General features: G+C 52.3%; 23 protein-coding genes, 2 tRNA genes and 1 other RNA gene. 8 read left to right on the top strand and 18 right to left on the bottom strand.

The genetic code is table 11. The features are described from left to right. Positions 1-17: 17 nt before the first annotated feature. The 6 genes from QWF21_RS11115 to QWF21_RS11090 all read right to left on the bottom strand — a co-directional run bounded on the left by QWF21_RS11115 (position 18) and on the right by QWF21_RS11090 (position 5,793). Entirely contained in the window at positions 18-1,262 is a 1,245-nt protein-coding gene (locus QWF21_RS11115; protein WP_330088122.1) for an FAD-dependent monooxygenase, read from the bottom strand. Then, positions 1,249-2,529 carry a 2-octaprenyl-6-methoxyphenyl hydroxylase gene (ubiH, locus tag QWF21_RS11110; protein ID WP_330088121.1) on the bottom strand — a complete coding sequence of 427 codons (1,281 nt, stop codon included), beginning with the start codon at positions 2,527-2,529 and terminating at the stop codon, positions 1,249-1,251. The genes QWF21_RS11115 and ubiH overlap by 14 nt, the downstream gene beginning before the upstream one ends. Then, on the bottom strand, positions 2,513-3,874 hold the full coding sequence (gene pepP / locus QWF21_RS11105) for a Xaa-Pro aminopeptidase (protein WP_330088120.1): 1,362 nt from the start codon (positions 3,872-3,874) through the stop codon (positions 2,513-2,515). The genes ubiH and pepP overlap by 17 nt, the downstream gene beginning before the upstream one ends. Positions 3,875-3,906: 32 nt before the next feature. Beyond that, complete coding sequence (locus QWF21_RS11100; protein ID WP_330088119.1) at positions 3,907-4,488, bottom strand: UPF0149 family protein; 582 nt, start codon at positions 4,486-4,488, stop codon at positions 3,907-3,909. A gap of 73 nt (positions 4,489-4,561) precedes the next feature. Beyond that, positions 4,562-5,035, bottom strand: coding sequence for a hypothetical protein (locus QWF21_RS11095; RefSeq protein ID WP_330088118.1), 474 nt, complete (start codon positions 5,033-5,035; stop codon positions 4,562-4,564). Further along, positions 5,032-5,793 (bottom strand): hypothetical protein, encoded by a 762-nt coding sequence (locus QWF21_RS11090; protein ID WP_330088117.1) that lies wholly within the window; start codon positions 5,791-5,793, stop codon positions 5,032-5,034. Before QWF21_RS11090 ends, QWF21_RS11095 begins: the two co-directional genes overlap by 4 nt. A 320-nt stretch (positions 5,794-6,113) precedes the next feature. On the opposite strand from QWF21_RS11090, the gene ssrS reads away from it, so the two are divergent. The 4 genes from ssrS to serA all read left to right on the top strand — a co-directional run bounded on the left by ssrS (position 6,114) and on the right by serA (position 8,988). Beyond that, positions 6,114-6,296, top strand: a non-coding RNA gene (gene ssrS / locus QWF21_RS11085) — 6S RNA. 28 nt (positions 6,297-6,324) lie between these two features. Beyond that, positions 6,325-6,927: a 5-formyltetrahydrofolate cyclo-ligase gene (locus QWF21_RS11080; RefSeq protein WP_330088116.1), complete on the top strand. Its 603-nt coding sequence runs from the start codon at positions 6,325-6,327 to the stop codon at positions 6,925-6,927. 90 nt (positions 6,928-7,017) lie between these two features. Continuing rightward, positions 7,018-7,671 (top strand): ribose-5-phosphate isomerase RpiA, encoded by a 654-nt coding sequence (rpiA, locus tag QWF21_RS11075; protein WP_330088115.1) that lies wholly within the window; start codon positions 7,018-7,020, stop codon positions 7,669-7,671. A 90-nt stretch (positions 7,672-7,761) separates the two neighbouring features. After that, positions 7,762-8,988, top strand: a complete 1,227-nt coding sequence (serA, locus tag QWF21_RS11070; protein ID WP_330088114.1) for a phosphoglycerate dehydrogenase — start codon at positions 7,762-7,764, stop codon at positions 8,986-8,988. 74 nt (positions 8,989-9,062) lie between these two features. Here the strand turns inward: serA and QWF21_RS11065 are convergent, their stop codons facing one another. Both QWF21_RS11065 and gltX read right to left on the bottom strand, forming a co-directional pair. Further along, the gene (locus tag QWF21_RS11065) at positions 9,063-9,851 is read right to left on the bottom strand and encodes a DUF481 domain-containing protein (RefSeq protein ID WP_330088113.1); all 789 of its coding nucleotides are present in this window, start codon (positions 9,849-9,851) and stop codon (positions 9,063-9,065) included. A 159-nt stretch (positions 9,852-10,010) separates the two neighbouring features. Then, the gene (gene gltX / locus QWF21_RS11060; protein ID WP_330088112.1) at positions 10,011-11,423 is read right to left on the bottom strand and encodes a glutamate--tRNA ligase; all 1,413 of its coding nucleotides are present in this window, start codon (positions 11,421-11,423) and stop codon (positions 10,011-10,013) included. A gap of 200 nt (positions 11,424-11,623) precedes the next feature. Between gltX and QWF21_RS11055 the strand changes: the two genes are divergently transcribed. The 3 genes from QWF21_RS11055 (at position 11,624) to QWF21_RS11045 (ending at position 13,726) form a co-directional block, all read left to right on the top strand. Further along, positions 11,624-11,699 (top strand) — tRNA-Val (locus QWF21_RS11055). 29 nt (positions 11,700-11,728) lie between these two features. Then, positions 11,729-11,804 (top strand) — tRNA-Val (locus QWF21_RS11050). 269 nt (positions 11,805-12,073) lie between these two features. After that, positions 12,074-13,726 (top strand): response regulator, encoded by a 1,653-nt coding sequence (locus tag QWF21_RS11045; protein WP_330088111.1) that lies wholly within the window; start codon positions 12,074-12,076, stop codon positions 13,724-13,726. A gap of 15 nt (positions 13,727-13,741) precedes the next feature. On the opposite strand, the gene QWF21_RS11040 is transcribed toward QWF21_RS11045, so the two are convergent. The 10 genes from QWF21_RS11040 to QWF21_RS10995 all read right to left on the bottom strand — a co-directional run bounded on the left by QWF21_RS11040 (position 13,742) and on the right by QWF21_RS10995 (position 25,394). Next, the gene (locus QWF21_RS11040; protein ID WP_330088110.1) at positions 13,742-15,607 is read right to left on the bottom strand and encodes a putative bifunctional diguanylate cyclase/phosphodiesterase; all 1,866 of its coding nucleotides are present in this window, start codon (positions 15,605-15,607) and stop codon (positions 13,742-13,744) included. Between the two features lie 64 nt (positions 15,608-15,671). Beyond that, positions 15,672-16,154 carry a DUF2919 family protein gene (locus QWF21_RS11035; RefSeq protein ID WP_330088109.1) on the bottom strand — a complete coding sequence of 161 codons (483 nt, stop codon included), beginning with the start codon at positions 16,152-16,154 and terminating at the stop codon, positions 15,672-15,674. Beyond that, positions 16,154-16,486, bottom strand: a complete 333-nt coding sequence (locus tag QWF21_RS11030; protein ID WP_330088108.1) for a DUF3392 domain-containing protein — start codon at positions 16,484-16,486, stop codon at positions 16,154-16,156. Before QWF21_RS11030 ends, QWF21_RS11035 begins: the two co-directional genes overlap by 1 nt. Further along, the gene (gene ligA, locus QWF21_RS11025) at positions 16,486-18,519 is read right to left on the bottom strand and encodes an NAD-dependent DNA ligase LigA (protein ID WP_330088107.1); all 2,034 of its coding nucleotides are present in this window, start codon (positions 18,517-18,519) and stop codon (positions 16,486-16,488) included. The genes QWF21_RS11030 and ligA overlap by 1 nt, the downstream gene beginning before the upstream one ends. A 66-nt stretch (positions 18,520-18,585) precedes the next feature. Continuing rightward, positions 18,586-19,455: a cell division protein ZipA gene (gene zipA, locus QWF21_RS11020; protein ID WP_330088106.1), complete on the bottom strand. Its 870-nt coding sequence runs from the start codon at positions 19,453-19,455 to the stop codon at positions 18,586-18,588. A gap of 18 nt (positions 19,456-19,473) precedes the next feature. Continuing rightward, a complete protein-coding gene (gene smc, locus QWF21_RS11015; RefSeq protein ID WP_330088105.1) occupies positions 19,474-22,896 on the bottom strand; it encodes a chromosome segregation protein SMC in 3,423 nt (1,140 codons plus the stop codon). A 6-nt stretch (positions 22,897-22,902) separates the two neighbouring features. After that, entirely contained in the window at positions 22,903-23,406 is a 504-nt protein-coding gene (locus QWF21_RS11010) for a YcgN family cysteine cluster protein (protein ID WP_330088104.1), read from the bottom strand. After that, positions 23,403-24,068, bottom strand: coding sequence for a fumarylacetoacetate hydrolase family protein (locus QWF21_RS11005; protein ID WP_330088103.1), 666 nt, complete (start codon positions 24,066-24,068; stop codon positions 23,403-23,405). The genes QWF21_RS11010 and QWF21_RS11005 overlap by 4 nt, the downstream gene beginning before the upstream one ends. 22 nt (positions 24,069-24,090) lie before the next feature. After that, entirely contained in the window at positions 24,091-25,104 is a 1,014-nt protein-coding gene (locus tag QWF21_RS11000; RefSeq protein WP_330088102.1) for a lytic murein transglycosylase, read from the bottom strand. A gap of 11 nt (positions 25,105-25,115) precedes the next feature. Then, entirely contained in the window at positions 25,116-25,394 is a 279-nt protein-coding gene (locus QWF21_RS10995) for a YcgL domain-containing protein (protein ID WP_330088101.1), read from the bottom strand. 248 nt (positions 25,395-25,642) lie between these two features. On the opposite strand from QWF21_RS10995, the gene minC reads away from it, so the two are divergent. Continuing rightward, the gene (minC, locus tag QWF21_RS10990; protein ID WP_330088100.1) at positions 25,643-26,341 is read left to right on the top strand and encodes a septum site-determining protein MinC; all 699 of its coding nucleotides are present in this window, start codon (positions 25,643-25,645) and stop codon (positions 26,339-26,341) included. Positions 26,342-26,347: the final 6 nt, after the last annotated feature.

The following is a 26,347-nucleotide window of genomic DNA, read 5'->3' as shown; positions in this document are numbered from 1 at the left end:
TTTTATAATGCATCTACTCAAAGGGCCCTACTCTGGTTGACGGCTCCGCTGGCCGGGCGTAAACCTGGCCGGACGCACTTGGGCAGATCGCCTTGATTACCAAGGGCCAGCGCCATTATGCGTTGTTTCAGGCCGCCTTGCTGATCCAGCAAGGTCATACCGACAGACCGCAGTAATTTCGGCAGCATGGCGGCACCGCTAAAGCCCCGCTTAAAGGATTCCATCGCCAGGATCAGGCTTTGTGCCTCAGATTTTCGCCAACGCTGATAACGGGCCAGCATGCGTGGGCAATCGAATTCAAGCTGCTGCTCCAGTTGCTCTGAGATTAGTTCTGCTAATGCAGCCACATCCATCAGTCCCAGATTCATACCCTGACCGGCCAGCGGGTGAATGCTGTGCGCTGCATCGGCCACCAGCACCACCCTGCCCTGCACCCACTGATTGGCGTAGCGCATCCGCAGCGGGATCAACTGCCGGGTGCTGGCAAGCTGCAGCGGCCCCAACACCGATTGGCTGGCAGCAGTGACTGCCCTGGCAAAGTCATCGGCTGGCAGTGCCTGAAGTTCCTGGGCCCGCGCGGGCGGTACACTCCAGACAATGGACACCTGGCGGCTATCCGGCAGTGGTAACAACGCCAGTGGGCCATCCGGCCAGAATACCTGACGGGCCGTGGCCTGGTGCGGCTCGGTGCTGGTTAAGGTCGCCACCAGCGCATGGTGCTGATAATCCCAGTGCGTCAGCGGCAACTGCAGCGATTCACGGACAAAGGAGTTGGCACCATCGGCCGCCACCAGCAACCGGCTTAGCAGCAGTTCACCACTATCAAGCTGCAACGCTACATTCTGCTCGCCCTGGCTGATGCGCTGAATACGGCTGTTGAAATGACACTGCACATTCGGCGCTTGCCTAACGCGCTGGTATAGCTGCTGGCGAATCTGTTCGTTGTCGCAGATCCAGCCAAGGGCTGGCAATTGCTGCTCTTCGGCGGAAAAACCAATCCGGCCAAAGCTATCGGCTTGCCAGACGTCCATTTGCTGGTAAGCGGCCAGCTGTTCGCTGAGCCCCGGCCAGATCCCCAGTTCGGCAAACAGGCGCTGCGATGCCAGATTCAGCGCACTGACCCGCTGAAACTCAGCAGCGGCAGGTTCCGGAGCCGGGCCTTTTTCTACCAGTTGGATGGACAGCTTCAGCGGAGCCAGCAACAACGCCAGGGTAAGGCCGGCACTGCCAGCACCAACGATGGTGATATCACAATGCTGCATCGTTTGAGTACTCCTTCAGCTGCGCCTGCATCCGCTGCATAGCGCTGTAGCCCATGGCCTGACGGGCCAGTGGTTGTTGTAAATCATCGCTCAATAACATCCCCAGCAAACCCAGGTTACGGCCAAGTGCCACCAGCCGGGAGCGATTGGAAAACAGCCGCACCAACCCATCGGTCAGGGTCATCACCTGCTGCATATCGGCCTCGCGCACCAGCTGGTACTGCCGTAGCATGGCGTAATCGCCCACGGCTGCAGGCATCTGCTTCACCAGCTGCACCAAAGCCACGATATCGCGCAGTGCCAGATTAAAGCCCTGACCGGCGATGGGATGCAGGCTGTGCAGACTGTTGCCAAGCAGCGCGATGCGATGACGCACCGGGCTGTCGCTGCGCCGCAGCGTTAACGGGTAACTGGCACGGGCACCGCTTTTGACAAAAACACCGGCCCGGTAGCCAAAAGCCTGCTGGGCGGCGGCGGTAAATTTATCATCGCTTAGCTGCATCAGGCTGGCAGCCTGGACCGGGCTGCTGGTCCAGACCAGCGAGTAGCGCTTGCCAGGCAGTGGCAACAGCGCTATCGGGCCATCGGCGGTAAAGCGCTCATAGGCACGCTCCTGATGCGGCTCGGCCAGCGCCAGATTGGCAATGACTGCGGTTTGCTCGTAGTATTCGCTGCGAAGAGTAAAGCCGGCCAGTTGCCGGGTGGGCGACAGACCGCCTTCGCACACCACCAAAAGCCTGGCAGCCAGCTGTTTGCCACTGGCCAGTTGCAGCTCTACCTGGTCTTTGTGTTGCTGCAAGGATGCTATCTGATCCGGTTGCAGCATCAAAAGTTGCTGTGTAGGCACAGTACGCAAGCGCTGCTGCAGCAACTGGCCAAGATGCTCGACTTCGAGCACAGCCCCAAACTCGGTTAACCCAAACTGGTCGGCTTGCAGGTAGCATTTACCAAAGTGCCCTCGATCCGATACATGAATATGGCGAATGGCACAGGCTTTGGCTCCAAGCTCCGGCCAGAGTTGCCAGGCCTGTAATTGCTGCACACTGGCGGCAGCCAGCGCAATGCTGCGACTATCGAAACTGACCGAGCGCTCTACCGCCGCCTGCTGCTCAATCACCGCAATACGCAGCGTCGGCCGGGCCTGCAACAAGGCCCAGGCCAGCGTCAGCCCCGCCATACCACCACCAGCGATGGCGATATCGACTTTCGAACCAATATCCTCCGACACGGCAGCTCCAGCCACAGCAGTCTCAGTCAAACTGGCCATACTGCTTTCCTGCGTCTGCGGTATTCATGGCCATCAGGGCTTCAATCTCAGCGATGGTTTTAGGCACAGCGACAGTGAGATTGCGATGGCCTTCTGCGGTGACCAGCACATCGTCTTCAATGCGAATGCCGATGCCCCACCATTTGGGATCGGTATCACTGCCTTTAGGAATGTACAGGCCGGGTTCTACCGTCAGCACCATACCTGGCTCAAAGAGGCGGTTTTTTGCGCCGGGCTCTGGCGTGGCTCCTTTGGGTTGATAAGAACCAACATCGTGCACATCCAGCCCCAGCCAATGGCCCAGGCTGTGGATCATCCAGGGTTTGGCGGCTTCGGCCTCGATTAACTCCGTCAGCTCGCCTTGAAGAATGCCAAGCCGATGCAGGCCTTCGGTCAATATCTGGTAACAGGCTTTGGTCGCCAGAGCAAAACTGCTGCCGGGCTTAATCTCAGCCAGCGCAGCCAGTTGAGCATCCAGCACCAATTGATAGAGTGCAGCCTGCTCAGTACTAAAGCGGCCATTCACCGGAAAAGTACGGGTAATGTCGGCGGCATAGCCGCCAAATTCACAGCCGGCGTCTATCAGCACCAAATCGCCAGCGCGAAGCTCGGCGTTATTTTCGGTGTAATGCAAAATGCAGGCATTCTCGCCTCCGCCAACAATAGCGTTGTAGGCTTGGTGACGAGCGCCTTGCATAGCGCAGTGGTACTGTATGCAGGCCTCTAGTTGGTATTCCTGCATGCCGGGCTTACACAACTGCATAGCAGCCTGGTGCGCGGCTGCGCTGATGCTGGCGGCCTGCTGCATCAGCTTGATTTCGTGTTCATCTTTAAACAGCCGCAGCTCGCTCAATAGCGGCCGTAAATTACACTGTTGTTGGGGTGCCAGCTCGCTTTGGCGTGGCGTAGTACGGATCTGCTGCTGGCATTCGTTCAGCAAGTGTATCAGTGCTTGATCGTCGCCAAAACAAAACCACAACTGCTGTTTGCCTTTCATCGCAGCCACTAACTGCGCCTGCTGCTCGCTGATGGAGGCTGCCGCGATGCCAAATTGCTGCTCTGCCTGCTCGGGGCCAAAACGCCGGCCCTGCCAGACTTCTTTTTCTACATCTTTATCGCGGCACACTAACAGCTCGCTGCCCTTCCCGGCCGCATCTTTGGCTAAAATCAGCAGCGCATCAGGCTCCGGGAAACCGGTCAGGTACCAAAAGTCACTGTTGCTACGAAAGGGATACTCTGTATCGCGACTACGAGTCTGTTCATGGCCAGCGGCAATTACCGCGACCGAGGAGGCAGGTAACTCAGCCAGCAATCGCTGGCGACGCTCAGCCTGGGGCCTGTTCATGGTTCTTCCTTAGCACCGGTATAAGTGCCGGCTCAGTGCAGGGTCTTTTTCGGCGCCGCACCTTGCTGGTACTTCAGGCCGACTTCGTGAAAGCAATTTAGCGCCAGAATGCGGATATGCTCCAGCACCAGGTAGTAGGACTCTTCGTTTTCCTGCTCGGAAAAGTCGCTGCTGCTGTGCACATCGAGCCGGGTGATTTCGGTCAGTTGGTCGATGGCTTCGCGAATATCCTCCGGCACCAGCGATAAGTCGGTTTGCAGTACAGCAAAGCCCACCAAAAAGGCCTGACACCACTCCACCACCGCTTCCAACCGCTCGATCAGACTGTCGTCATCGCTTGGCAGCAGCAAGGCAAAAGAATAATCGCTGTGTTGCAATTGCTCGGCTGTTTTTTCAATCAGCTCGACAATCTGCTTTTGCACCGCGACCGGTACCGCCTGGCTGTCGTTGAGGAAATCGTACAATACCGGCAGAATTTGCTTTTGCTCGGCCTGTACTCCGGCCGACAACAAACCACTGACCAAGCCATGCAACTCGGCTGGGGAGGCCATTAGCTGCGATTCTTCCATCCGAAGCAGCCACTGCTCGTACGGCAACACATAAGGGGTTGGCATTTTGACATCACCTAAAAGCTTGCATGGCCTTATCCTACCACTTGAGCACTAGTCAGGCCAAGGCAGCTAAAAATTAAAATGACGCCTGCCTGGCTGACACCGGCTGGCCCATACCCGGCAAGTACGAGGTCTTGCTGCAGTTTGAACGGTAATACACATCTATTGCAGAACCCGGGGTGTAAGCCAACATCTTCTGCTGTAGCTCACGAACGTCAGGTTTTCCAAGCACTTTTTTAACTAAAGCGTTGGTTAACTCATTGGCCATTATCGTCTTGACTGCGAAAAAAGTGTCACCGTTCACGTCGTATGAATACGTTACTGTAAGCTTCCAGTGCGCTGTTGTTGAGGTTTGGGCGATACCACTGTTAAAGGAACGAAGCTGATTCTGAATGGCTTCCTGATAGAGTGTCACCGACACAATCAAGCCGCTTGTTTTGACGTAATTATCCAGCTGAACAGTTGTGTTTTTTAAAGAATATAGCCAGACATAAAACCCCAACAGGGTGATCAGGAGCAAACAAACAACCATCAGTAATTTTGTTGTCATTTTTTCCAAATCTCTGTAATGGCGTAATCAAGCCGGATGATACGATGCGCATCATGGTCCATGCTTGTAATAAAGCCAAGACCAATGGCTCCCCAATCAAACTGCAAGACAATCGGCTCTTTGCCATTTTCGCCAGCAACCCGGGTGTAAAAGCCATGGCTGAAATCAAGCCTTGTATCCCGGCTCTGCACAAGGCTAAAGGGTTCGCTTAGCCAATGTCGCCATAAGGCAGTTTCAGCGGTCATCCATTGAGAAGATGTTAAGCCAGAGTGATGATACTTACTGTAAAGCCCGGAAATCAGGTAGCCATTTAAAAGTAAATCAATATCTTTTCTTTCAATCGCAGCGGCTATGCCATCTATTAGTAAGTCAATGCTGTCCGCTGAGATACTTTCAACCGAAAGTGAGGACACTTCCGTGTCGGTTGAAAACGTAAGGGTTTCCGTCAATGGTTTAAAGTTTATGGATCTTTCCAGCTCAGCGTAACGCCATGTCTCCAGCACCTTAGTCGAGTCACCAATTTGCTCAATTAGCTCGATAGCGCAAAATGCATGGACACGCTCCGGCTCGCTCCAGTCGTTTTTAACCGTCAAGGTCAGGCTATTTGTATGCTCTTTCAGATGGGGGTTCAGAACAAAAGACGCATAAAACTTATGCTCGGAAGGAGACGATTGATACAAAGGGATCTCATTCACCAGAACATTAAGACTGGCCAAATTACAATGGATGGATAGCACAATAACCTGTAGTTCATTCATCGTGAATTACCTGAGGGATCCCTAACTTAAGAGGTTTTAAAGTGTGTACCTGATTTACTTGCAAGGTCGCTAACCCAGTTGATTGCAGCCGGATAGTGCGAAAGCCCGCTTTCCATTTCATTCTGCTACCCCGTCAAACATTGGTGCAGTGTTTGACTCCACAGTCGTAATGCTACACCGAGCTTACTAGCATACCACGCGAAGGCAAAGTGAATACACTCAGTTAGCTCCGTAGAGTCTTGCCAAAAGTCACTGTTAATTGCACAGCTTTTCAGCCCCCTCCCCTTTCGTAGTCACCATAGCCAGTGCTATACTGGAATTGTTCTCTGAGCTGTTGGTGATTGGATCGACGTCCCTGAGCCGATATTCAGATTGCCAAGGGATTCACCTTGTCGCTTTTGTGCAAGCCCGGCCCGTACCGGGAAGCCTACGGCGGCATCAGACTCCCGCCTTGAACCCAGGGTTCAAGGGCTACCATCCGACACGGCAGCTTCGGAGAACATAACCTTCGCAATTTCAGGGAAGCAAAGGGTGCCAAGTCGCCATGAACTCCGCCAACTGATCCGCCAGCGGCGCCAACAACTCAGTACCATACAGCAGCAGCAGGCAGCGCATCAGCTGGCAGAACGCTTTTGTGGCTTGTCTTTTTTGCCCGACTGTCAGCATATTGCCCTGTATTTAAGCAATGATGGTGAGCTCGATACCTGGCCACTGATCCATGCCTTGTGGCAACGAGGCAAACAGCTGTACCTGCCATTGCTGCATCCTTTTACATCCGGTCACCTTATTTTTCAGTATTTTCAGGCCAATACTCCCATGCGTGCCAACCGTTTTGGTATTCCAGAGCCAGACTGGAGCTGTCCGGATGTACGCCCGGTGGCGCAACTGGATCTGATTTGCACCCCACTGGTTGCCTTCGATGCCCTTGGCAATCGTCTGGGTATGGGCGGCGGCTTTTATGACCGTACCCTGGCACATTACCCTACCCAAAACAGCGATGACCAGAGCAACCATAAGCGGCCAAAGCTGATTGGCCTGGCCCACAGCTGTCAGCAAGTAGCAGCTGTCCCCAGTGAACCCTGGGATGTTCCTTTGCCAGCCATTTGTACCCCGGATGCAATTTTTCTACGATAATCGACCCGATTCTGCTGTTGTCTGACGCGCAGTTCGCTATAATAGCCCAGTTAAAAAATATCCATCTGTACGGCTAATTAAGGTGTCCTTATGCTTGATGATATGAAGCGCAAAGCGGCCTGGGCGGCGCTTGAATTTATCCCCCGCCATACCGTAGTCGGCGTTGGTACCGGCTCGACCGTCAATCACTTTATTGATGCCCTGGCAACCATCAAGCATGAGATCAAAGGAGCTGTTTCCAGCTCCGAGCAATCGACAGCCAAGCTAAAAGACTTAGGCATTCCGGTGTTGGATCTGAATAGCATTGACCGCTTTTCCGTCTATGTAGATGGTGCCGATGAAATCAACCCGGATAAACACATGATCAAAGGCGGCGGCGCCGCTCTGACCCGCGAGAAAATCGTGGCAGCTGTGGCTGAGACCTTTATCTGTATCGTCGACGAGAGCAAGCAAGTGCCGGTGCTGGGGCGCTTTCCACTGCCGGTGGAAGTGATTCCGATGGCCAGCAGTTATGTCGCCCGCGAGCTGAATAAAATTGGTGGCCGTGCCGTGCTGCGTGCCGGTGTCACTACCGATAATGGCAATGTGATTCTGGATGTGCATGATCTGGAGATTCGCCACCCTATTCAGCTGGAAGCTCAAATAAACAATATCGTCGGGGTAGTAACCAATGGCATTTTTGCCATTCGCGCTGCCGATAAAGTGTTGGTGGGCACCCCTGCCGGCACCACGATTTTAAAATAATAATAAATGATACCCATCACCGCTAACGCCAGTATGGGTAAATAACCGCGGGTCTGCATCCACAGGCACTTTGCAACAAGAGACTAAAACATGGAAAAATTTTCGCTGGCGAAAGACAAAATCAAGATTTTACTGCTGGAAGGTCTGCACCAAAGTGCAGTGCAAAGCTTTAAAAACCAGGGCTACAGCAACATTGAGTACCTGAAAACTTCCCTGCCTGAAGACGAGCTGATTGAGAAAATCCGCGATGTGCACTTTATTGGCATTCGCTCCCGTACCCAGCTCAGCGAAAAGGTGCTGGCCGCAGCCGAAAAGCTGACGGCCATTGGCTGCTTTTGCATCGGCACCAATCAGGTGAACCTGACAGCGGCGTTGGAGCGTGGTATTCCGGTCTTTAACGCCCCCTTCTCAAATACCCGTTCGGTCGCTGAGTTGGTATTGGGTGAAATTATTATGCTGCTGCGTGGTATCCCCGGCCGAAATGCTGCCGCCCATCGTGGTGAGTGGCAAAAGACCGCCAACAACTCCTATGAAGCCCGCGGTAAAACTCTGGGTATTATCGGCTATGGCCACATTGGTACCCAGCTGAGCATTATGGCCGAGCATTTAGGCATGCGGGTGCAGTTTTACGATATTGAAGACAAGCTGGTGCTGGGTAATGCCACCCAGGTGGATTTTTCTACCCTGCTGAAAACCTCCGATGTGATCAGCCTGCATGTGCCGGAAACACCACAAACCAAAAACATGATTGGCGAAGCCGAACTGGACTTGATGAAGCAAGGCGCCATTCTGATCAATGCTTCCCGTGGTACTGTGGTGGATATCCCGGCACTGGCGCAGGCTCTGGAGAGTAAAAAACTGAACGGTGCCGCTATTGATGTATTCCCGGTTGAACCTAAAAGCAACAGCGAAGAGTTTAGCTCACCACTGCGGGCTTTTGACAATGTACTGCTAACCCCACACATTGGCGGCTCAACCCAGGAAGCACAGGAAAACATCGGCTACGAAGTAGCTGGTAAGCTGGTGAAATACAGTGACAATGGTTCCACCCTGTCGGCGGTCAACTTCCCGGAAGTGTCGTTGCCAGAGCATACCGGCCGCCACCGTTTACTGCATATTCACAAAAACCAGCCTGGTATGCTCACCAAGATCAACGAAAGCTTTGCCCGTCATCAGATCAACATTGCCGGTCAGTACCTGCAAACCAGCGCTGATATCGGTTATGTGGTGATTGATATTGACTCGGCTGATTATGAGCTGGCACTGGCTGAACTGAAAGCCATTCCAGGCACCCTGCGGGCGCGGGTATTGCATTGAGAGCTGCGACAAGTGACAAGTGACAAGTGACATGCTTAAACAATAAAACCGGCTGCAGCGCCGGTTTTATTGTTTTAAAAGGAATAGACCACCGATGCAGAGGTTTCGGTATCGGTTTTAAAGCGGCCCGGATCGGGTTTAGAGTCGTACTTCACCACAAAGTTAAAGCGCATCGACAAGCGGCCATTTAGTTGGGCAGTTAAACTGCTTCGGCTAAGTACGCTGGAGCTTTCACCATCCAGCGAAAGAATCGTTTCCAGCGCCTGGCGGAAGCGGGTGCCTTGGTACACTTTGTATTCCAGGTTGGCCGCCGCAAACCAAATCAGGCCGCCTTCACTGTCACCATTTTGCCGACGCTGATAGCCAAGACCCGGGCCGGTTTCCAGATCCAGATAACTGGGACTTTGGTCAAACACCCGGTTGGCGTAGCCAAGCGCGATGGATGCCTGCTCCCGGAAAGCACCAAAGCGATCATTTAAATAGGCAGCCCGGCCAAAGCCACTTTGATTACTGGCAGCAAACTTGTAGTTGCTCTGGCCGGTGAGACCTATGCGTTGACCAGAGGTAATGCGATTATAGCCACCGTCATCGGCATTACGCACCTTGCTGGTTCGGGTTAAGCCCTGAACCTGATAGCGGTTACGAAAATAAGGGATTTCATGCACCAGCTCAGTGTTTAGACGGACCGAAGTCGCTTTGGTGTTACCACTGCTGTACAGCAACCCCAACTCAACATCGCCACCCAGCTTAGGTTGCAACATGGCCTGGTCGGTTTGTGATAGCTCAGTTGCAGCCTGTACTGCAAAAGAAAACGCACCCAAAATATACACTGTTGCCAAAGCAACATTACGCACTGCTACCACCTGAAATCCTTGCCACTGAAAAGGGAAATATTGTAAAGCTTTTCAGACAGTACGCCAACACCAGGGTTCCGTAATTTGCTGACGAACCGATGAATTGCCAATTATATTGGCTGAAAGATAAGCAGGCCGGCACACTTTGGGCATACCGGCCCTTGCAGATTAGGATTGCTCTGCCCGCTCAGCAATAAAGGACAGCGCCATATCAAGACGAGCCAGGGTGCGCTCACGACCCACCAGTGCCAGGGTAAGGTCGAGGGATGGTGAATTGCCAGCACCACTGACGGCGACCCGTAATGGCATGCCGACTTTTCCCATACCAAGCCCCAACTCTTCTGCGGCAGTGTGAATTGCCTGCTGAATGGCTTCACTGGTCCAGTCAGTTAAAGCTGTGAGCTTTTGCTGCACCAGTTGTAGCGCTTCTGCCGCAACCGGCCGTAAGTGTTTCTTGGCTGCTGTTTCTTCAAAGCTACGGAAATCTTCGTAGAAATAGCGGCTTACCTGGACCAGCTCTTTTAAGGTTTTTACCCGATCGGCCTGTACTTTAATCACTTCGGTAATGGCTGGCCCCTTACTGGTATCCAGTTGTTGATCGTTAAGGTGCCAGGCAAGCTCCTCTGCCACCCGCTCGGCAGGCAGTGTTTTGATGTAGTGCTGATTCAGCCAAATCAGTTTTTCGGTATTAAAAGCGGAAGGCGCCCGATTGCAGTTTTTCAGATCAAACAGTTCTACCAGCTCGGCTTTGCTGAAAATTTCCTGATCACCGTGCGACCAGCCAAGGCGTACCAGGTAATTGAGCAGAGCTTCCGGCAAAAAGCCATTATCACGGTATTGCATGACCCCAACAGCGCCATGGCGTTTGGACAAGCGCTTGCCATCATCACCCAATATCATAGGGACATGCGCATAATGCGGGATCTGTGCACCAAGCGCCGCCAGAATATTCATCTGTCGCGGCGTATTGTTGACATGATCATCACCACGGATCACGTGGGTAATGCCCATTTTCCAATCATCGACTACCACCGTCAGGTTGTAGGTGGGTGAGCCATCGGTGCGGGCAATAATTAAATCATCCAGTTCTTTGTTCGCGATTTCAATGCGGCCTTTGATCAAATCATCAATCACCACAGTGCCATCCTGCGGGTTCTTAAAGCGGATCACGTAAGGCTTATCGGTTGGATGATCGGTTCTGTCTCGCCACATGCCGTTGTAGCGTGGTTTTTCACCGGCTGCCATCTGCGCTTCGCGCATCTGGTCCAGCTCTTCAATGGTGCAAAAACATTTATAAGCTTTACCGGCATCCAGCAACTGCTGGATCACCTCTTTGTACAAATCGAAACGCTTGGTCTGGTAGTAAGGGCCATCATCCCAATCCAGTCCTAACCAATCCATCCCCTGCAAAATGGCGTCAACCGATGCCTGGGTAGAACGCTCCAGATCGGTATCTTCAATGCGCAGTATAAACTTGCCACCCATTTTTTTGCTGTATAACCAGCTGTACAACGCAGTTCGTGCTCCACCAACATGCAAATAACCGGTAGGGCTTGGAGCAAAACGGGTAACAATCGACATAACGCATTCCTGTAAACAATATGAAATGGCGTTATTGTAGCAAGTTTTGCTGCCAACAGCGCAGCCATTTTGACCTCACGCAGCAGTCAATTGTGCTTTATGACAGCAAAGTGACGCTTTTTACAGCAACCGCTTCGTATTTCAAAATTTCCTGTTGACACTCAATCAGCGAACTCTATAATGAGCGCCATTGATGCAGCGGATGATTAGCTCAGCTGGGAGAGCACCGCCCTTACAAGGCGGGGGTCACTGGTTCGAACCCAGTATCATCCACCATCATCAATTCGTTAGTTTTCTCTCAGAGTGGATGATTAGCTCAGCTGGGAGAGCACCGCCCTTACAAGGCGGGGGTCACTGGTTCGAACCCAGTATCATCCACCATTTCAACTGCAAGCATGCACCACCTTCAGATTATCTGTACTCAACCATTTCTCGCATGCCTACTGCCCACGCAAGGGAAGCAGTTTTCTTTTTTCCCGCATGACGAATTTTAAAATACACTATTTCTCAACCTAATGTGCAGCTGAACTTTTCCCATTTTTATTACCTTTTTATTATCAGCCAGACCATCTTTTTGCTTCAATACTTTACCGATCTCTTGCTATAGTTGATCCATGCCTTGCTCTTCCTGGCCGGATGTTAATAACTTCATGGTAGACACAATTTCACAAGATGTGCAGATCCTAATCATTGATGAACAATCGCTGGCACAAAGCTACCTGAAGTTTGCTTTGGAAAGGTTAGGTTATCAACAAATCAGTGTGGCAGACCGGGCTCAGGATGCGATTCAGTTGTGCAAAACCCGCCACTACGACTTGATTATTTGTGCCCATAACCTGCAAAAAGGCAAAGATGGTTTTCAGTTGTACGAAGAGTTAAAAACCCGTGGATTGCATAAACTCAGTACCGGGTTTATTTTTATCAGCGCCGATACAGATCCCTCCCTGGTTTACAGTGTCATTGAATTGCAGCCAGACGACTTTTTAGCCAAACCTTTTGTTATCGGCGATTTGGAAGTGCGTATCGAGCGTGTGTTAAAACGCAAACAACGGCTTAAACCTATCTACCAGTTGCTGGATAGTGGCCAGCCTGAACGAGCTCTGGATAGCATCAACGACGATCTGGCGAAATCAGCAAACAGTACTTTTTATCCACTGCTGCTTAAAGTCAAAGGCGATTTATTGTTGCAATTGGACCAGCTTGAAGCCGCAGAACAGTTCTTCAACTCCATGTTGGATATCCAGCCTTTCCCCTGGGCCCGGATTGGCTTAGCGCGGGCACTGTTATTGCAACATAAAGACTCACAAGCCATCGGCTTGCTGCACCAGTTAGCAAAGCGCCCTGAAACCCGGCTTGAGGCACTGGATTGCATGGCAGAGCTGGAGTTTCGGCAACAACAATTTGATACGGCTCAGCAGTATTTACAGCAAGCCAGTAGTTTGGCTCCCCGCAACTTACTTCGTCAGCAAAAGTTGCAGCAGTTATCCCGCATCAACCACGATTACGAAACCCAATACCAGGCAGCAAAGAGTATGGTGAAGTTTTCTCGTAATTCCATGCACGAACAACCCGATCTGTATTTGAACATGGCTCGGGCTGGCATTGATTTTGCGCTGACACTGGAGCAAGATGATGAGCAAAACATGCGGTTGAACCGTCAAATCACTCAGTGCCTGAGCACCATTCGCCAACAGTTTGCCGATAACAATAAAGCCTTTCAGCAGGAAGTTATTCAGGCACGTTTGCTGTACCTGAAAGATAACAAAGATAAAGCGCAGCAACTGCTAAAAGATCTGCAGCAAAAGGTACCGGATAATGACTCGATAGAAGATGCGCTGGATAGAGCCAAAGCATTGCATGAAGTTGGCCTGAGCGAAGCCGCTAACAAACTATTTCGCCAGATCAGCCAACGCTGCCAGCGAGAAGGCGCTGATCCTTATTTCAGTACCTACCTGCAGCAAGAACAACAGGAACGTGCCAGAATGCCTTATGGCGCACGCGAGCTGAACAACAATGCCGTACACCTGTATCAGCATGGCAACTGGCAGGAAGCCTTTAAAGCCTTTGAGTTGGCGCTGCGGGTTATGCCGAAAAGTGCTGCTATCTCGCTTAACTTACTGCAAACCATCTTATCTGCACCCAGGCGACCTGGCTTGAACGAAAACCAGCAGGAAACCTTGATCCTGCGTTGCCTGGATATTATTGAACAAGGCAAGCTGAATCCTGAGCAGCTAAAACGCTTCCAAAAACTTAAAGAAAAGCACCCGGACCGCTTTGGGGAATCAACCCCATTAAATTCATAGATAGCCACAGCCTTCTTACGCAAAGACCTTAGCCAAAGCGTATGGGCTCAATGCAGCAATGGCCCCCTGACTAAGTGGCCGGCTAAACAAGAACCCTTGAAATGATGCACAGCCAAAGGCTTGTAGTTGAGTCAGTTCGGCCTGGGTTTCTACCCCTTCAGCCACCACCTCCAACTCCAGACTAGTAGCAAGTGCAATAATGGCTTTGGTGATCGCTTTATTCTGCACATTGGTGTCGATATGACGAATAAATTGCTGGTCAATTTTCAACTGGCTGAGTGGCAATTTATGCAAGTAACTTAGTGATGAGTAACCTGTACCAAAATCATCCAACGAAAATGTTACCCCCAGAGTCTGCAACTTACCCATTTTCGCGCGGGTGCCCTCAATATCATTCACCAGCATGCCTTCGGTTAACTCCAACTTCAAGCGCTCAGGATTCACCCCAGTCTCCAACATGCACTGAATCATTTTCTCGACAAAATTATCCTGTGCAAATTGAAAGGCACTGATGTTCACGGCACAGTTAAGATGCCGTAAACGCCGATCCTGTTGCCAGCGCACCAGCTGTAAACAGGCCTCTTTCATCACCCAGTCACCAATCGCAACAATCAGGCCGGTTTGCTCGGCAAATGGAATAAATACTCCGGGTGAAATAAAACCTTGCTCTGGATGATGCCAGCGGATCAAGGCTTCGACCCCGGCAAGCTGTTGTTGCCTGATAATCGGTTGATACACTAAATGAAATTGCTGCTGCCGAATAGCCTGGTGTAAATCCTGCGCCAACTGGCCACGCTGTTGTGCCAGCCGTTGCATATCGCTATCAAAAAACTCGACACTATTTCTGCCAGCCGCTTTTGCCCGGTACATTGCCATTTCAACCTGTTTCAACAGCTCATCCACACCGCCCTTGTCGCCCTGAAATAGGCTGATACCAATACTTACCGAAGCCTGATATCGATGGTTCTGCAACGGCAGTGGGCAGTTAATGCTGCTAAGCAACTGATCAGCTACTTTGCGTGCATGCAAAGCTGCATCCTGGCTGGTGTCACCCAACTCACTGAGAGCCAGAACAAACTCATCTCCCCCACTACGTGCCAACACGTCACTGTCGCGTACGCTGTGACGAATAACCTCGGCCACTCTTTGTAAATACTGATTCCCCGACTGATGGCCATGGCTCTCATTCAGGCGCTTGAAATGATCCAGATCAACCAGCAATAATGCACCATACTGACCAGAACGGGCTGAACTTGCCAGCATTTGCTGCACCAGTTCATGCAACAACCGCCGGTTTGGCAAAGCTGTCAGCTCGTCGTAAAAAGCCAGTCGCTCAGCTTTGGTTTCCACTTGTTGACGCATCAGACCACCGGCAATATTCCCAGCAATAAGCTGTAAGGCAGCAATGGTTTCCTGGGGCCACTGCACTCTGCTGCGAACAATATCCAGACCAAAGATACCAAGTAGCTGATCTGCCGCCATCATCGGCAACATTATGACCGACTGGATATGTTGTGATTCCAGCAGCAAGCGCTCCGCACTTTGGGGTAACAGGCGGCTCACATCATCAATTGCTACAGGTAGCCCTTGCTGCATCTGATGCATCCAACTGGCAAAGAGCGCAGTATCCAGTTGCTGTAACTCGGCCTTTTGGCTGCACACACCAACAGCACACCATTCGTGGGTATTTCTTGCCAACTTCAGATCTGCACTAAAGGCAAACAGGTAACTGCGATCAGCAGAAAAATAGTCGCCAATAGCTGCCAGTGCCAGCTCAATGGCTTCATCCATCCGGGCGCTGCTGGCACCGGTTAATGCAGCAGAAAGCCTGGCAACCAGTTGAAAGAGTGTTTTATCGGTGTTAGCAATGGCAGTGCTCACCTCTACATCCTGTATCGGACCTGAGACTCTTAGTTTAGTTGTCGCTAAGAAAGATGCAAAAAAGCTAGTGCTTTGCGCCGGCAGGCTCTGGCCATTCGGAGAAGATAAGGGGTAAACGGCGGCTTCGTACCAGCCAGAGACCAGCAACAAACAACAAGGATGGTGCCAGCAGTAACCAGGGCTGCTCGACAGCAACATAAGGGGGTAAAGCACGGATAGTTAACAGCAAATCAGGGATTAAATTAAGCAATAATAACCATTTCCCCCAGCGCCAGAGACGAAACCAGCCGGCTTGACCTTTTGGCCGTCGCTGCGTCAGAGCGACACAGAGCAGAACCGTTGGTATGGCTAACAGGCAAGCCAGCCAGAATTGCTGCTGCTCGGGGTAAAAGAAAGCCAGCATCTCGCCTTTCTGCTCTGGCATAGTCAATGCCAGCACCCAACTCACTATAGGGCGTAACAACAACAAAATCAGTAAATAGAGCCGCAACGGAATGACCACCAAACCGTCTTCATCCAGTGGCCATAAGTGGGGCTGTGACGGCATCAGGCCTGACGCCTGCGCTGTGCCAGGATACCCAGCAAGGTAAAGATACCCAGGGTCACCCAGGGCAACCACAGATTACTGAGCCCTGCCAGCTGTTTGGCAACAATAGGCGTCAAAAACAGGGTCACGGCGCCATAGCCAAAAGCACAAACCAGTACAAAAATCAGTGTACGCCAGATAAAGTGCAGACTATGGATCTGACGCCGAATAAAGCGGTTGATATCATCACCAAACACCACCAGGCATGTTGCCACCATGGCCAACGCAATATCCCGCACATAAGGACGAAACAAAGCGCCCCATTGCAACAACATCTCTTGCAACCAATCCATCAAAGCACTCCGTATTGTTCAAACAAAGCCTGCATCCGGGTTTCATCCCAGACGTCAACGCCCAACTCTTCCGCTTTGCTGAGCTTGGAGCCCGCATTTTCACCCGCAATCACCGCATAGGTCTTTTTCGAGACCGAGCCGGATACTTTAGCGCCTAAGCGTTGCAAGCGTGCCTTGGCATCATCCCGCCCCATGCTGCTGAGTGTGCCGGTAAGCACCAAAGTCTGCCCTGCCAAGGGTTGCTCACCGACTGCTTGCACACGAATAACCGGCCAGTGCACCCCTGCTGCCAGCAGTGCAGCAATTACTTGCTGATTATGTGGTTCCTGGAAAAAAGCCACCAGATGCTGTGCCACCACACTGCCAACATCCGGCACCGCTTGCAAGGCGACTTCATCGGCCTGCATGATGGCGCTTAACTCACCAAAGTGTTGCGCCAGGTTAAGTGCAGTGGCTTCGCCTACTTCACGAATTCCCAAGGCATAAATAAAACGGGGCAAGGTTGTCTGCTTGGCCGCTTCTATCGCCTGCAGTAATTTGCTGGCCGACTTTTCAGCCATCCGCTCCAGCCCAACCAGCGCCGGCAGGTCCAGCCTGAAAATATCGGCCGGTGTTTGCACCAGTTGTTGATCGACCAATTGCTCAACCAACTTATCGCCCATGCCATCAATATCCAGTGCTTTACGGGCAACAAAGTGCTTGAGTGCTTCTTTCCGCTGGGCACCACAGTAAAGGCCACCGGTACAGCGCGCGACAGCTTCGCCTTCAACCCGCTCCACTTTGGATTGACAAACCGGGCATTCGGTTGGGAATACAATCGGCTGGCTGTTGGCTGGACGACGCTCAGTCAATACCGATACAAGTTGCGGAATCACATCACCAGCACGACGTACCGTAACAGTATCGCCTATCCGCACGCCCAGACGATTGATTTCATCCTGGTTGTGCAAGGTTGCATTGCTGACGGTGACGCCCCCCACCAGCACAGGTGCCAACCGGGCCACCGGGGTGATGGCGCCGGTGCGCCCTACCTGAAACTCCACATCCAGTAAGGTGGTCAGTTGTTCCTGAGCCGGAAATTTAAAGGCTATGGCCCAACGTGGTGCCCGGGCGACAAAACCCAACGCCTGTTGCTGTGCCAAACTATCGACCTTGATCACCACGCCATCAATTTCGTAGGGCAACTCAGCCCGTCGCTCAGCAATTCGCTGATAATAGGCCAATACGTCAGCAGCCCCTTGCACTTCAGCAATTTCAGGGCAAACCGGAAATCCCCAGCCTTTGAGCTGTTGCAGCCGCTGGTAGTGACTGCGGCTATCCAGCCATGCTGCCGGATCCTGCACATCACCGATGCCGTAAGCATAAAACATCAAAGGCCGGCTGGCGGTTATTTTCGGGTCCAGCTGCCGCAAGCTACCGGCAGCAGCATTGCGCGGGTTGGCAAAGACTTTGTCCGCCTGGCGCCTGGCAATGTCATTCATGCGCTCAAAGCCAGCCAGCGGCATAAAGACTTCGCCACGCACTTCCAGTACTGGCGGCCAATCCTTACCCCGTAGCATCAGTGGTACTGCCCGAATGGTTTTGACATTACTGGTGATATCTTCGCCGGTACTGCCATCCCCACGGGTGGCGGCCTGCACCAATTGCCCTTGCTCGTAACGTATACTGACCGCCAGGCCATCCAGCTTAGGCTCACAGCAAAAGCGAAAGTCGCCGCTGTAATCCAACCGGTCTGCCATTCGCTTGCAAAAAGCGTGAAAGTCCTCATCCGCGAAAGCATTGTCGAGTGACAACATAGGTACCTGATGCTGCACCTGAGCAAATTGCCCCAGCGGCTTTTCACCAACCCGTTGGGTCGGCGAATCTGGCCGCACCCACTCAGGGTGGTGCTGTTCCCAGCTTTGCAGTTGTCGAAACAATCGATCGTACTCGGCATCCGGCACACTCGGCTGATCCAGCACATAATATTCATAACTGTATTGATTCAATTGCTGCTGCAATTGCTCGACATCGAACTGCGTCGGAGTTGTCATGACAGGAAGATCACTCTTATAAAGCCAGGCATAAAACAGGCAGCCCGTTGGGCTGCCTGTGGCAAGTTAACGGGCGCCGCGGATCAATTGCTGACGCTGAAATTCACGAATTCGCTCGACATAATGGCGTACCGTCTGCACGGTAAGTACACTGCGCTGGCCATCCAACACCTGACCGGAGAATTCTTCAGCAATTTTCTTGGCTGCATTGTTCATCAGGTTAAAGTTTTGCAACGGCTCACCTGGCCCCGGCAAAGCCATAAACAGGCTAATCCCGCGGGTGCTGATTTTATCCATCTGCTCAATATCAAAGGTACCCGGATTAAACATATTGGCCAGACTAAACAGTACTTCACCCGAGCCCGCACTGTCCTGATGCCGGTGAAAAATATCCATTTCGCCAAACTTAAAACCAAGCGTCAGTAACAAAGGCAGCAGATCCTGACCTTTGATTTCCCGCCCTTCTGGCAGCAACACATAGAGGATCAGCACTTCAGAAGGTGCCGACTCTGCTTTGGACTGGCTTTCATCTGCCGGCTCTGACGACTCAGAGTTGCTGCTGGCAACAGGCGCAGCACGAACCGGCGGTTCATCGTTTTCATCCAGAGCACTGAAATTCAATTGTGGCTCTGCTGGCTCCTGAAAATCAAACTCACTCTGAGTTTCAGACCGCTCATCCTCGCTGCTTTGCACTGCCGCTTGCTGCGGACTCGATTCCGGTTGAGCTTTTTTAATCACCCGAACTTTGCCGACACCAAACTCGTCAAAACCATCGGCTGCATCGGAAGATCCGTTGGCCGTGCTGTCATCCCGACCGGGATAAAAACGGTGTTTCTGGCTGGCATTTTTGCGAACCGTCCACAACCCATGCAACAACAAAGCCCCGATGGCCAGGGCTATCAAAATAAAAAGCGCTATACGTAATTCACTCGCCATTCCCGGATCCTTTTGATTCTAAGAGGCTTCAGCCATTTTTACTGCATCATCAACATCGACTGCAACCACCCTGGACACGCCAGGCTCCTGCATGGTCACGCCCATCAGTTGAGCTGCCATCTCCATGGCTATTTTGTTATGACTAATATAGATAAATTGTACCGTTTCCGACATCTCTCGTACAAGATTACAGAAACGCCCGACATTGGCATCGTCCAAGGGCGCATCCACTTCGTCCAGCATGCAAAAAGGGGCTGGATTCAGCTGAAAAATCGAAAACACCAATGATAATGCGGTTAGCGCCTTTTCACCACCCGATAGCAAATGAATGGTGCTGTTTTTTTTCCCGGGAGGCCTTGCCATGATGCTGACGCCGGTTTCCAGCAAGTCATCATCTGTCAGCTCCAGATAGGCACTGCCACCGCCAAATACTTTAGGAAACAAGGTACGAAGCCCCTGATCCACTCGCTCAAAAGTGTCTTTAAACCGCTGACGGGTTTCCCGATCAATTTTCCGAATAGCCGTTTCCAGTGTTTCCAGTGCATCGGTTAAGTCCTGATGCTGGCTGTCCAGATAACTTTTTCGCTCGGCCTGCTGCTGGTACTCGTCAATAGCGGCCAGGTTAATAGCCCCTAAGCGCGCTATCGCATCGCTGGTTTTATCCAGCTCCGTCTGCAGGGATTTCTCATCCGCATCGGTGGCCAGTTGCTCCAGTACTTGCTTTAACTGCACCTGCTGTTCTTGCAACAGCTCCAGCATGTTGTTGGCACGAATGCGATGCCCTTCCGCATCCAGCTTCAATGACTCCAACTGCTGACGCTTTTGGTTCACCAGTTGCAGAATACTGTGCTGCCCCTGCTCCAGTTCCCGGCTGCGCTGCTCACAATCCGATAACTGATTTTGCAGCTGTTGCAACTGCAACTCCACGGCTTCACGCTGCAATAAAGTCTCCTGCAACGCCTCGTGCAGTGCTATATCGGGTTCGTCATCCTCACTGTGCAACAGCAACTGCTGCTCTTGCTCCAGTAAGTGCTGCTGTTGCTGACGACTGCGCACCAGGCTTTGCTCAAGCAGTTGCAGCTGACGCTGGCTGCTGGCCAGTTGCACATTCAGTTGCTGCAACTGTTGTTGCTGCTGTTCGAGCCCTGATCGATGCTGGCGTAATTGGTGCTGCACTGTCTGCCGTTTCAATTCCAGCGGCTGTTCATTGCGTTGATGCTGCTGCAGCTCATCTTCATGGTGCAGCAACTGTTCAGTCAGCCCCTCTTGTTGCATCAGAGACTCTTCCAACTCCGCGGTCAGTTGTTGCAACTCCTGCTGCAACTGCTGTTGCTGATGCTGCCATTGCTGCATTTGCTGTTGCTGCAACAACCACTGGGTACGGGCTTCCTGCTCTTGCTGCCCGGCCTCTTTGTACGCCTGCTGGCAAGATGCAAGGGTTTGCTGCTGCTGACTTAGCTGCTGCTGAGTGGCTAACAGTTCCGCGGATAAAGTGTCTTCCTGTTGTTGCGATCTGGTCAGTTCCGCCGTTAACTCGATTAAACGCTCAGCCCGTGCCAGATAGCTGTCCTGCTCATCCAGACCTGCGACCAGGCACCAATTGCGGCCATACCAATGGCCGGCGGCAGTCATCAAGGTGTAGCCATCGGTTAAGGTCACCAGTTGCTGCTGCGCACTGGCATCATCCGCAGCCAACAGAATACGGTAAAAATAATCGGGTATCGCGGTACCCTGCACTTTATCAGCCAGACAAGGGCCTGACGACTGACGAAACGATTGCGCTGGGGGCTCGGTTAACAGCATCGCCTGTGTCAGGCTCTCTGGCCAGCCAGTACGTAAAGCGGCTTGCTGCAAGGCACCAAGCGCCAGACTCACAGCTTCGGCCCAGCCAGGCTCCACCTGCAACTGGCTAAGCAATGGCTGCTGACTGGCCTGTTGTTGCGCCTGCTCCAGTCGCTGCTGCTCCTGCCTGAGTTGCTGACATTGCAACTGCAGACGGTCGTGCTGGCGCTCCAGTTGTTGCAGCTGCTGCTGTGTTTGCTGCAACCCCAGACTGGCCTGCTCCAGCCGGATTGCGTGCAGCTCCGTGTCTGCTTTGGCCTGCAGCCATTGCTGCTCTAAGCCAGTATCTGTCTGAGCGGCCAGTTGGCTTTGCAGCTCGTATTGCTGTTGCTGCAGCTTGTCTGCGCGTTGCTGGCTTTGACGGTAATGCTGCTGGGCATTGGCCAGTTGCAGTTGCACCTGCTGTTGCTGTCGCTGTAACTGAAACTGCTGTTGCTGCCAGCTTTGCCAGCCTTGGTCGGCTTCTTGCTGTGCCAATTCCAGCGTTTCCAGCTGTTGCTGCAACTGACAGACCTGCTCCTCACAGATCGCCTGTTCTGGCAGTACCTCTTCCAACAGTGCCTGCTGCTCTGCCAGTTGTTGCTGCTCCAACAGCAAGTGGGCTTTGGCATCCTGCAAGTGCAGCCGCACTTTATCCAGCTCGGTACTGCGCAACTGACGCTGCTGGCGTTGGTGCAACAATTGTTGTTCGATACGGCTGACTTCCGCCCCCAACCGATAAAAGCTTTCCTGCTCGATGGCTTGTTGCTGGCGCAAATCCTGCTGCTGCTCTTTCAGTTCAATCAACACCCGCTGATCGCCCATTTGCGCAGCCTGGTATTTTTCCAGCTCGGTTTCTTCTGCGGCCAGTTGCTGCTCCAGCTGAGTTTGCAGCTGATGGAATTTAAGCCAGCGCAAAGCGGTCACCTCCGCTTTTAAAGTGCGCTCACGGGCTTTCAGCTCTTTGTAACGCTCTGCCGCACTGGCCTGACGCTTGAGCTTATCGAGATTTTTACCCAGCTCTTCCCGCACATCGGATAAGCGATCCAGGTTATCCCGGGTGTGACGGATGCGATTTTCGGTTTCACGCCGCCGTTCTTTGTATTTGGAAATACCAGCCGCTTCTTCAATGAACACCCGCAGCTCTTGCGGTTTGGATTCAATCAGTCGCGAAATCATGCCTTGTTCAATGATGGCATAACTGCGGGGCCCAAGGCCGGTGCCAAGAAAAATATCGGTGATATCCCGGCGGCGGCATTTACTGCCATTAAGGAAATAACTGGATTGGGCATCACGGGTCACTAAGCGCTTGATGGCTATCTCACTGCGATCAGCCATCGATCCCTGCACCCGGCCCTGAGTGTTTTCGAAGACCAGCTCAACCGAGGCCTGAGACACGGGTTTGCGCTGTGACGAGCCATTGAAAATAACATCGGTCATGGCATCGCCACGCAGGTTTTTGGCCGAGCTTTCCCCCAGCACCCAGCGCACCGCATCAATCACATTGGATTTACCACAGCCATTGGGGCCAACCACTGCTGTCATTTGCTGTGGAAAAGGCACCGAGGTTGCGTCGACGAAAGATTTAAACCCCGCCAGCCGGATCTGCTTTAAGCGCATTTAGCCTCAATCAAGGTCGTTCAGTGGCCAGCGCACAATGAAATCCTCAAAGTCGTGCATGTCGACCTGAGCTTCCGAAATGGTTTTGTTGCGCACCGACATTTGTTTTTTATGCATCAGGCTTTTTTTACCATTGTTCAGCAGTGGATGCCAGCTTGGTAAACCTCTGCCTTCATGCAAGCGACGATAGCTGCAAGAGGGCGGCATAAAAAAGATGTCTTTCAGATTGTCTTTGGTCAGTTCAATGCAATCCGGCACCAGCACGGTTCGGTTTTGGTATTCGGTACACTCGCATTTGTGCGAGTTCAGATAGCGGCAGGCAATGTTGGTGTAATGCACTTCTTCATCGTCATGCAGCTGATCGGTCGGCGCAAAATCCAGCTCTGGCCCCTCATCATCAATGAATTTATTCAGGCAGCATTTGGCGCAACCATCGCAAACCGCTTCCCACTCCTGCGGTGTCATCTCCGCCAGAGATTTATGCTCCCAGAAACGCTCTGCCAGATTCATGCCGCCACCACTTTGGTCGAAATGGTCAGTAAGTCGGCCAGTTGCAGTTGCAACTCATCGCCTGGTTGCAAAGGCCCAACGCCTGCAGGAGTTCCGGTCAGCACGATATCTCCGGGCTGCAGACTAAACCAGTGCGACATTTCACTGATCATCTGATGAATACCACGGATCATGGTGGCGGTGGTGCCGGATTGGCGCAGCTCGCCATTGACCGCCAGGCTGAAATCCAACTGCTGCGGATGCTTCACTTGGGCCTGGGGCAAAAAAGGCCCGACCGGACAAGCCCCATCAAAGCCTTTGGCTATTTCCCAGGGCCGGCCCAGCCGCTTCAGCTCGGTTTGAATGTCCCGCAACGTCAGGTCCAGTGCCAGACTGTAGCCCCAAATTGCCGGTGCTACTTGCTCGACAGCCGCTTTGCGAAGCGGGGCTTGAATCAGCACCGCCAGTTCCGTTTCGTTGTGCACAGCACCGTGCTGCAGAGGAATGGCTACCGGTAGCGTTAAATCTGCCAGGGCAGAGGCTGGTTTAATAAAAAACAAGGCCTCAGCAGCAACCTGGCTTTTCATTTCAGCGATATGGTCCTGATAATTCTGACCAATACAAATCACTTTGCCAATGGGCAAGTCAATCTTATCGCCACAAATCGTTCGATGCTGGTACATACACCACCCGCTGCTTAAGGACCTATTGGTCCGCTATGATTAAATCGGCCAGGTAACCAACACTGGTAACGAAATAATAGGATCGATTCCAGTGCATTAGGGTCTTGTAGTTATCATAGGCCAAATAAGCACGACCACCTTCATTATCCGGCAAGATCAGCGCAGCTTTGATATCACGCTCCGGTAAGTCGCGACCATCCAACCGCCGTACCCCCAATGCTTGCCATTCAGCCAGGGTGCGCTCGGTCCGGGCCCACTCCCGCAACCAGGCTGCCCGGTTGGGGGTGCCTCTTGGAATGGTGTATTCCATCGAGAAATTCTCAGGCAGTTTTACTTCCCGCCCCCAGGTCTGGCTGTTATCCCACCCCAGGCTTTTCAAATAATTGGCTATGGAGGCAAACACATCCATCTGATTGCCCCAGATATCTTTACGGCCATCACCGTCGAAATCCTGAGCATAGGATAAGAAGGAACTGGGCATAAACTGGCTTTGCCCCATAGCGCCAGCCCAGGAGCCTTTCATCTCATCCAGCTCAATATGGCCCGCGGCCAGAATATCCAGCGCATGGAAAAACTCGCTGCGGAAAAAAGCTTCGCGCCGGCCTTCGTAGGCCAGGGTCGCCAGCGATGAGGGCACCGAATGATTGCCCATAAAACGGCCAAAACTGCTTTCCAGCCCCCACAAAGCAATAATAAAGCGGCCTTGCACCCCATAGCGCGCCTCCACTTCCTTCAGTTGCTCTTCATAGCGCTGATAACGTTCCCGCGCCATACGAATACGGGTTTCACTGACCCGCTTAGGTAAATAGGTATCCAGGGTTTCTACTCGCTCCGGCTGATTGCGATCAGCCGTCACTACCCGCTCGTGGTATTGCAGGCTGGCAAAAACCTGCTCTATCAGAGCGGCATCATAGCCACGCTCGACAGCTTCTTGCTGCAACCCTTCAGCATATTCGGTGAAACTAGGTTTAGCCAGGACAGGAAAAGCCAACAACGCACTCAGAGCTGTGGCTTTAAACCAGGAATTTATCCGCATAACACTCCCTTTTACGATCTTGTTTGCATGAATGCTTTGTGCTCTGCCAGCAAATCTTCTGGTGGCGGAGGCAACTGCAGGTAGTAGCCTTTGTTGGTTAGCTCTGCCTTTACCTTAGTCAGATCCGCCAAAGCCAAAGAAGTTCGATTATCCAGATTAATCAGTGTCACCAATTCAGGTTTGCCAAAGCTGGCCAACAAGGCCGCAGGCACCGCAGCAAAATCATCCCTGCGTTCCAAATAGAGATAGGTCTGATCTTTGTTTGGACTTTTATAGATAGCACACAGCATGGCGTAAAATCACTCTAATCGAACTTGCCTAACACAGCGCTAAACTATACCATGAAGCCATTGGCTTGTACCGCGCTTCCCGCCCTGAAGCTGAGTTAACAGGATGAAATTCACCCAAAGGGTGTTCCTTACCACATCGACTGTTCCAGCATGTCTGTGTGCGGTGCCAGCCTTGCTCTTGCATGACAATGAAAACAACACTTTGAGTGTGCGCTGCATTCAACCAATTGAGATGATCATTACAAACTATGTCCGAACCATTCTTTGAGCTGAAAGGCAGCCTGTTCCCGCTGTCGGTCATCCGTAGCCACGACTTGTCGGTTGCTGGCCTGCGCACTTCCCTGCAACAAAAGCTGGCTCAGGCACCTGGTTTTTTTCATCAGGCTGCCATGGTGATCCAACTGACACCCGAGCATCAGGCCGTTGATTTTATAGCACTAAAACAGCTATTTGAACAATTAAAGCTGGTATTGGTCGGAGTAACAGGTGCCGATACCGAACAAAAGCAACAGGCACAGCAAGCGGGGCTTGCTGTGTTACGGCTGGGCCAGGACAGCAAGGCTGTCGCAACCGAGCCCGTTAAAAACTCTGCTGAAGTACCTACCGAGCTGGTCCCTATGCATACCAAGGTGGTAGAGCAAAACATTCGCTCTGGCCAACAGATTTATGCCAAGGGTGCGGATTTGATTGTACGCGGCGCGGTGGGAGCCGGCGCTGAAGTGATCGCCGATGGCAATATCCATATTTACGGCAGTTTGCGCGGTAAAGCTATTGCCGGTGCCAGTGGTGACACCAGCAAGCGTATTTTTTGTCACAACCTGCAAGCCGAGCTGGTGTCCATCGCCGGCCATTATTGGCTAAGTGACAGTTTGCAGGGTGATTTTTGGAATAAAGCAGCCTGTATTCGTATGCAGGACGACAGCATTGCTATTAGCGAGCTGTACTAATAATTG

It is taken from the genome of Alkalimonas mucilaginosa, from assembly GCF_036327005.1.
GTDB classification, from domain to species: domain Bacteria; phylum Pseudomonadota; class Gammaproteobacteria; order Enterobacterales; family Alteromonadaceae; genus Alkalimonas; species Alkalimonas mucilaginosa.
This window is presented reverse-complemented; position numbering and strand designations above follow the sequence as displayed.

Coding starts and splice junctions, on each gene's coding strand:
- QWF21_RS11115 (WP_330088122.1), bottom strand. CDS start 1,262: ATGCAGCATTGTGATATCACCATCGTTGGTGCTGGCAGTGCCGGCCTT.
- ubiH (WP_330088121.1), bottom strand. CDS start 2,529: ATGGCCAGTTTGACTGAGACTGCTGTGGCTGGAGCTGCCGTGTCGGAG.
- pepP (WP_330088120.1), bottom strand. CDS start 3,874: ATGAACAGGCCCCAGGCTGAGCGTCGCCAGCGATTGCTGGCTGAGTTA.
- QWF21_RS11100 (WP_330088119.1), bottom strand. CDS start 4,488: ATGCCAACCCCTTATGTGTTGCCGTACGAGCAGTGGCTGCTTCGGATG.
- QWF21_RS11095 (WP_330088118.1), bottom strand. CDS start 5,035: ATGACAACAAAATTACTGATGGTTGTTTGTTTGCTCCTGATCACCCTG.
- QWF21_RS11090 (WP_330088117.1), bottom strand. CDS start 5,793: ATGAATGAACTACAGGTTATTGTGCTATCCATCCATTGTAATTTGGCC.
- rpiA (WP_330088115.1), top strand. CDS start 7,018: ATGCTTGATGATATGAAGCGCAAAGCGGCCTGGGCGGCGCTTGAATTT.
- serA (WP_330088114.1), top strand. CDS start 7,762: ATGGAAAAATTTTCGCTGGCGAAAGACAAAATCAAGATTTTACTGCTG.
- gltX (WP_330088112.1), bottom strand. CDS start 11,423: ATGTCGATTGTTACCCGTTTTGCTCCAAGCCCTACCGGTTATTTGCAT.
- QWF21_RS11045 (WP_330088111.1), top strand. CDS start 12,074: ATGGTAGACACAATTTCACAAGATGTGCAGATCCTAATCATTGATGAA.
- QWF21_RS11035 (WP_330088109.1), bottom strand. CDS start 16,154: ATGCCGTCACAGCCCCACTTATGGCCACTGGATGAAGACGGTTTGGTG.
- QWF21_RS11030 (WP_330088108.1), bottom strand. CDS start 16,486: ATGGATTGGTTGCAAGAGATGTTGTTGCAATGGGGCGCTTTGTTTCGT.
- ligA (WP_330088107.1), bottom strand. CDS start 18,519: ATGACAACTCCGACGCAGTTCGATGTCGAGCAATTGCAGCAGCAATTG.
- zipA (WP_330088106.1), bottom strand. CDS start 19,455: ATGGCGAGTGAATTACGTATAGCGCTTTTTATTTTGATAGCCCTGGCC.
- smc (WP_330088105.1), bottom strand. CDS start 22,896: ATGCGCTTAAAGCAGATCCGGCTGGCGGGGTTTAAATCTTTCGTCGAC.
- QWF21_RS11010 (WP_330088104.1), bottom strand. CDS start 23,406: ATGAATCTGGCAGAGCGTTTCTGGGAGCATAAATCTCTGGCGGAGATG.
- QWF21_RS11005 (WP_330088103.1), bottom strand. CDS start 24,068: ATGTACCAGCATCGAACGATTTGTGGCGATAAGATTGACTTGCCCATT.
- QWF21_RS11000 (WP_330088102.1), bottom strand. CDS start 25,104: ATGCGGATAAATTCCTGGTTTAAAGCCACAGCTCTGAGTGCGTTGTTG.
- QWF21_RS10995 (WP_330088101.1), bottom strand. CDS start 25,394: ATGCTGTGTGCTATCTATAAAAGTCCAAACAAAGATCAGACCTATCTC.
- minC (WP_330088100.1), top strand. CDS start 25,643: ATGTCCGAACCATTCTTTGAGCTGAAAGGCAGCCTGTTCCCGCTGTCG.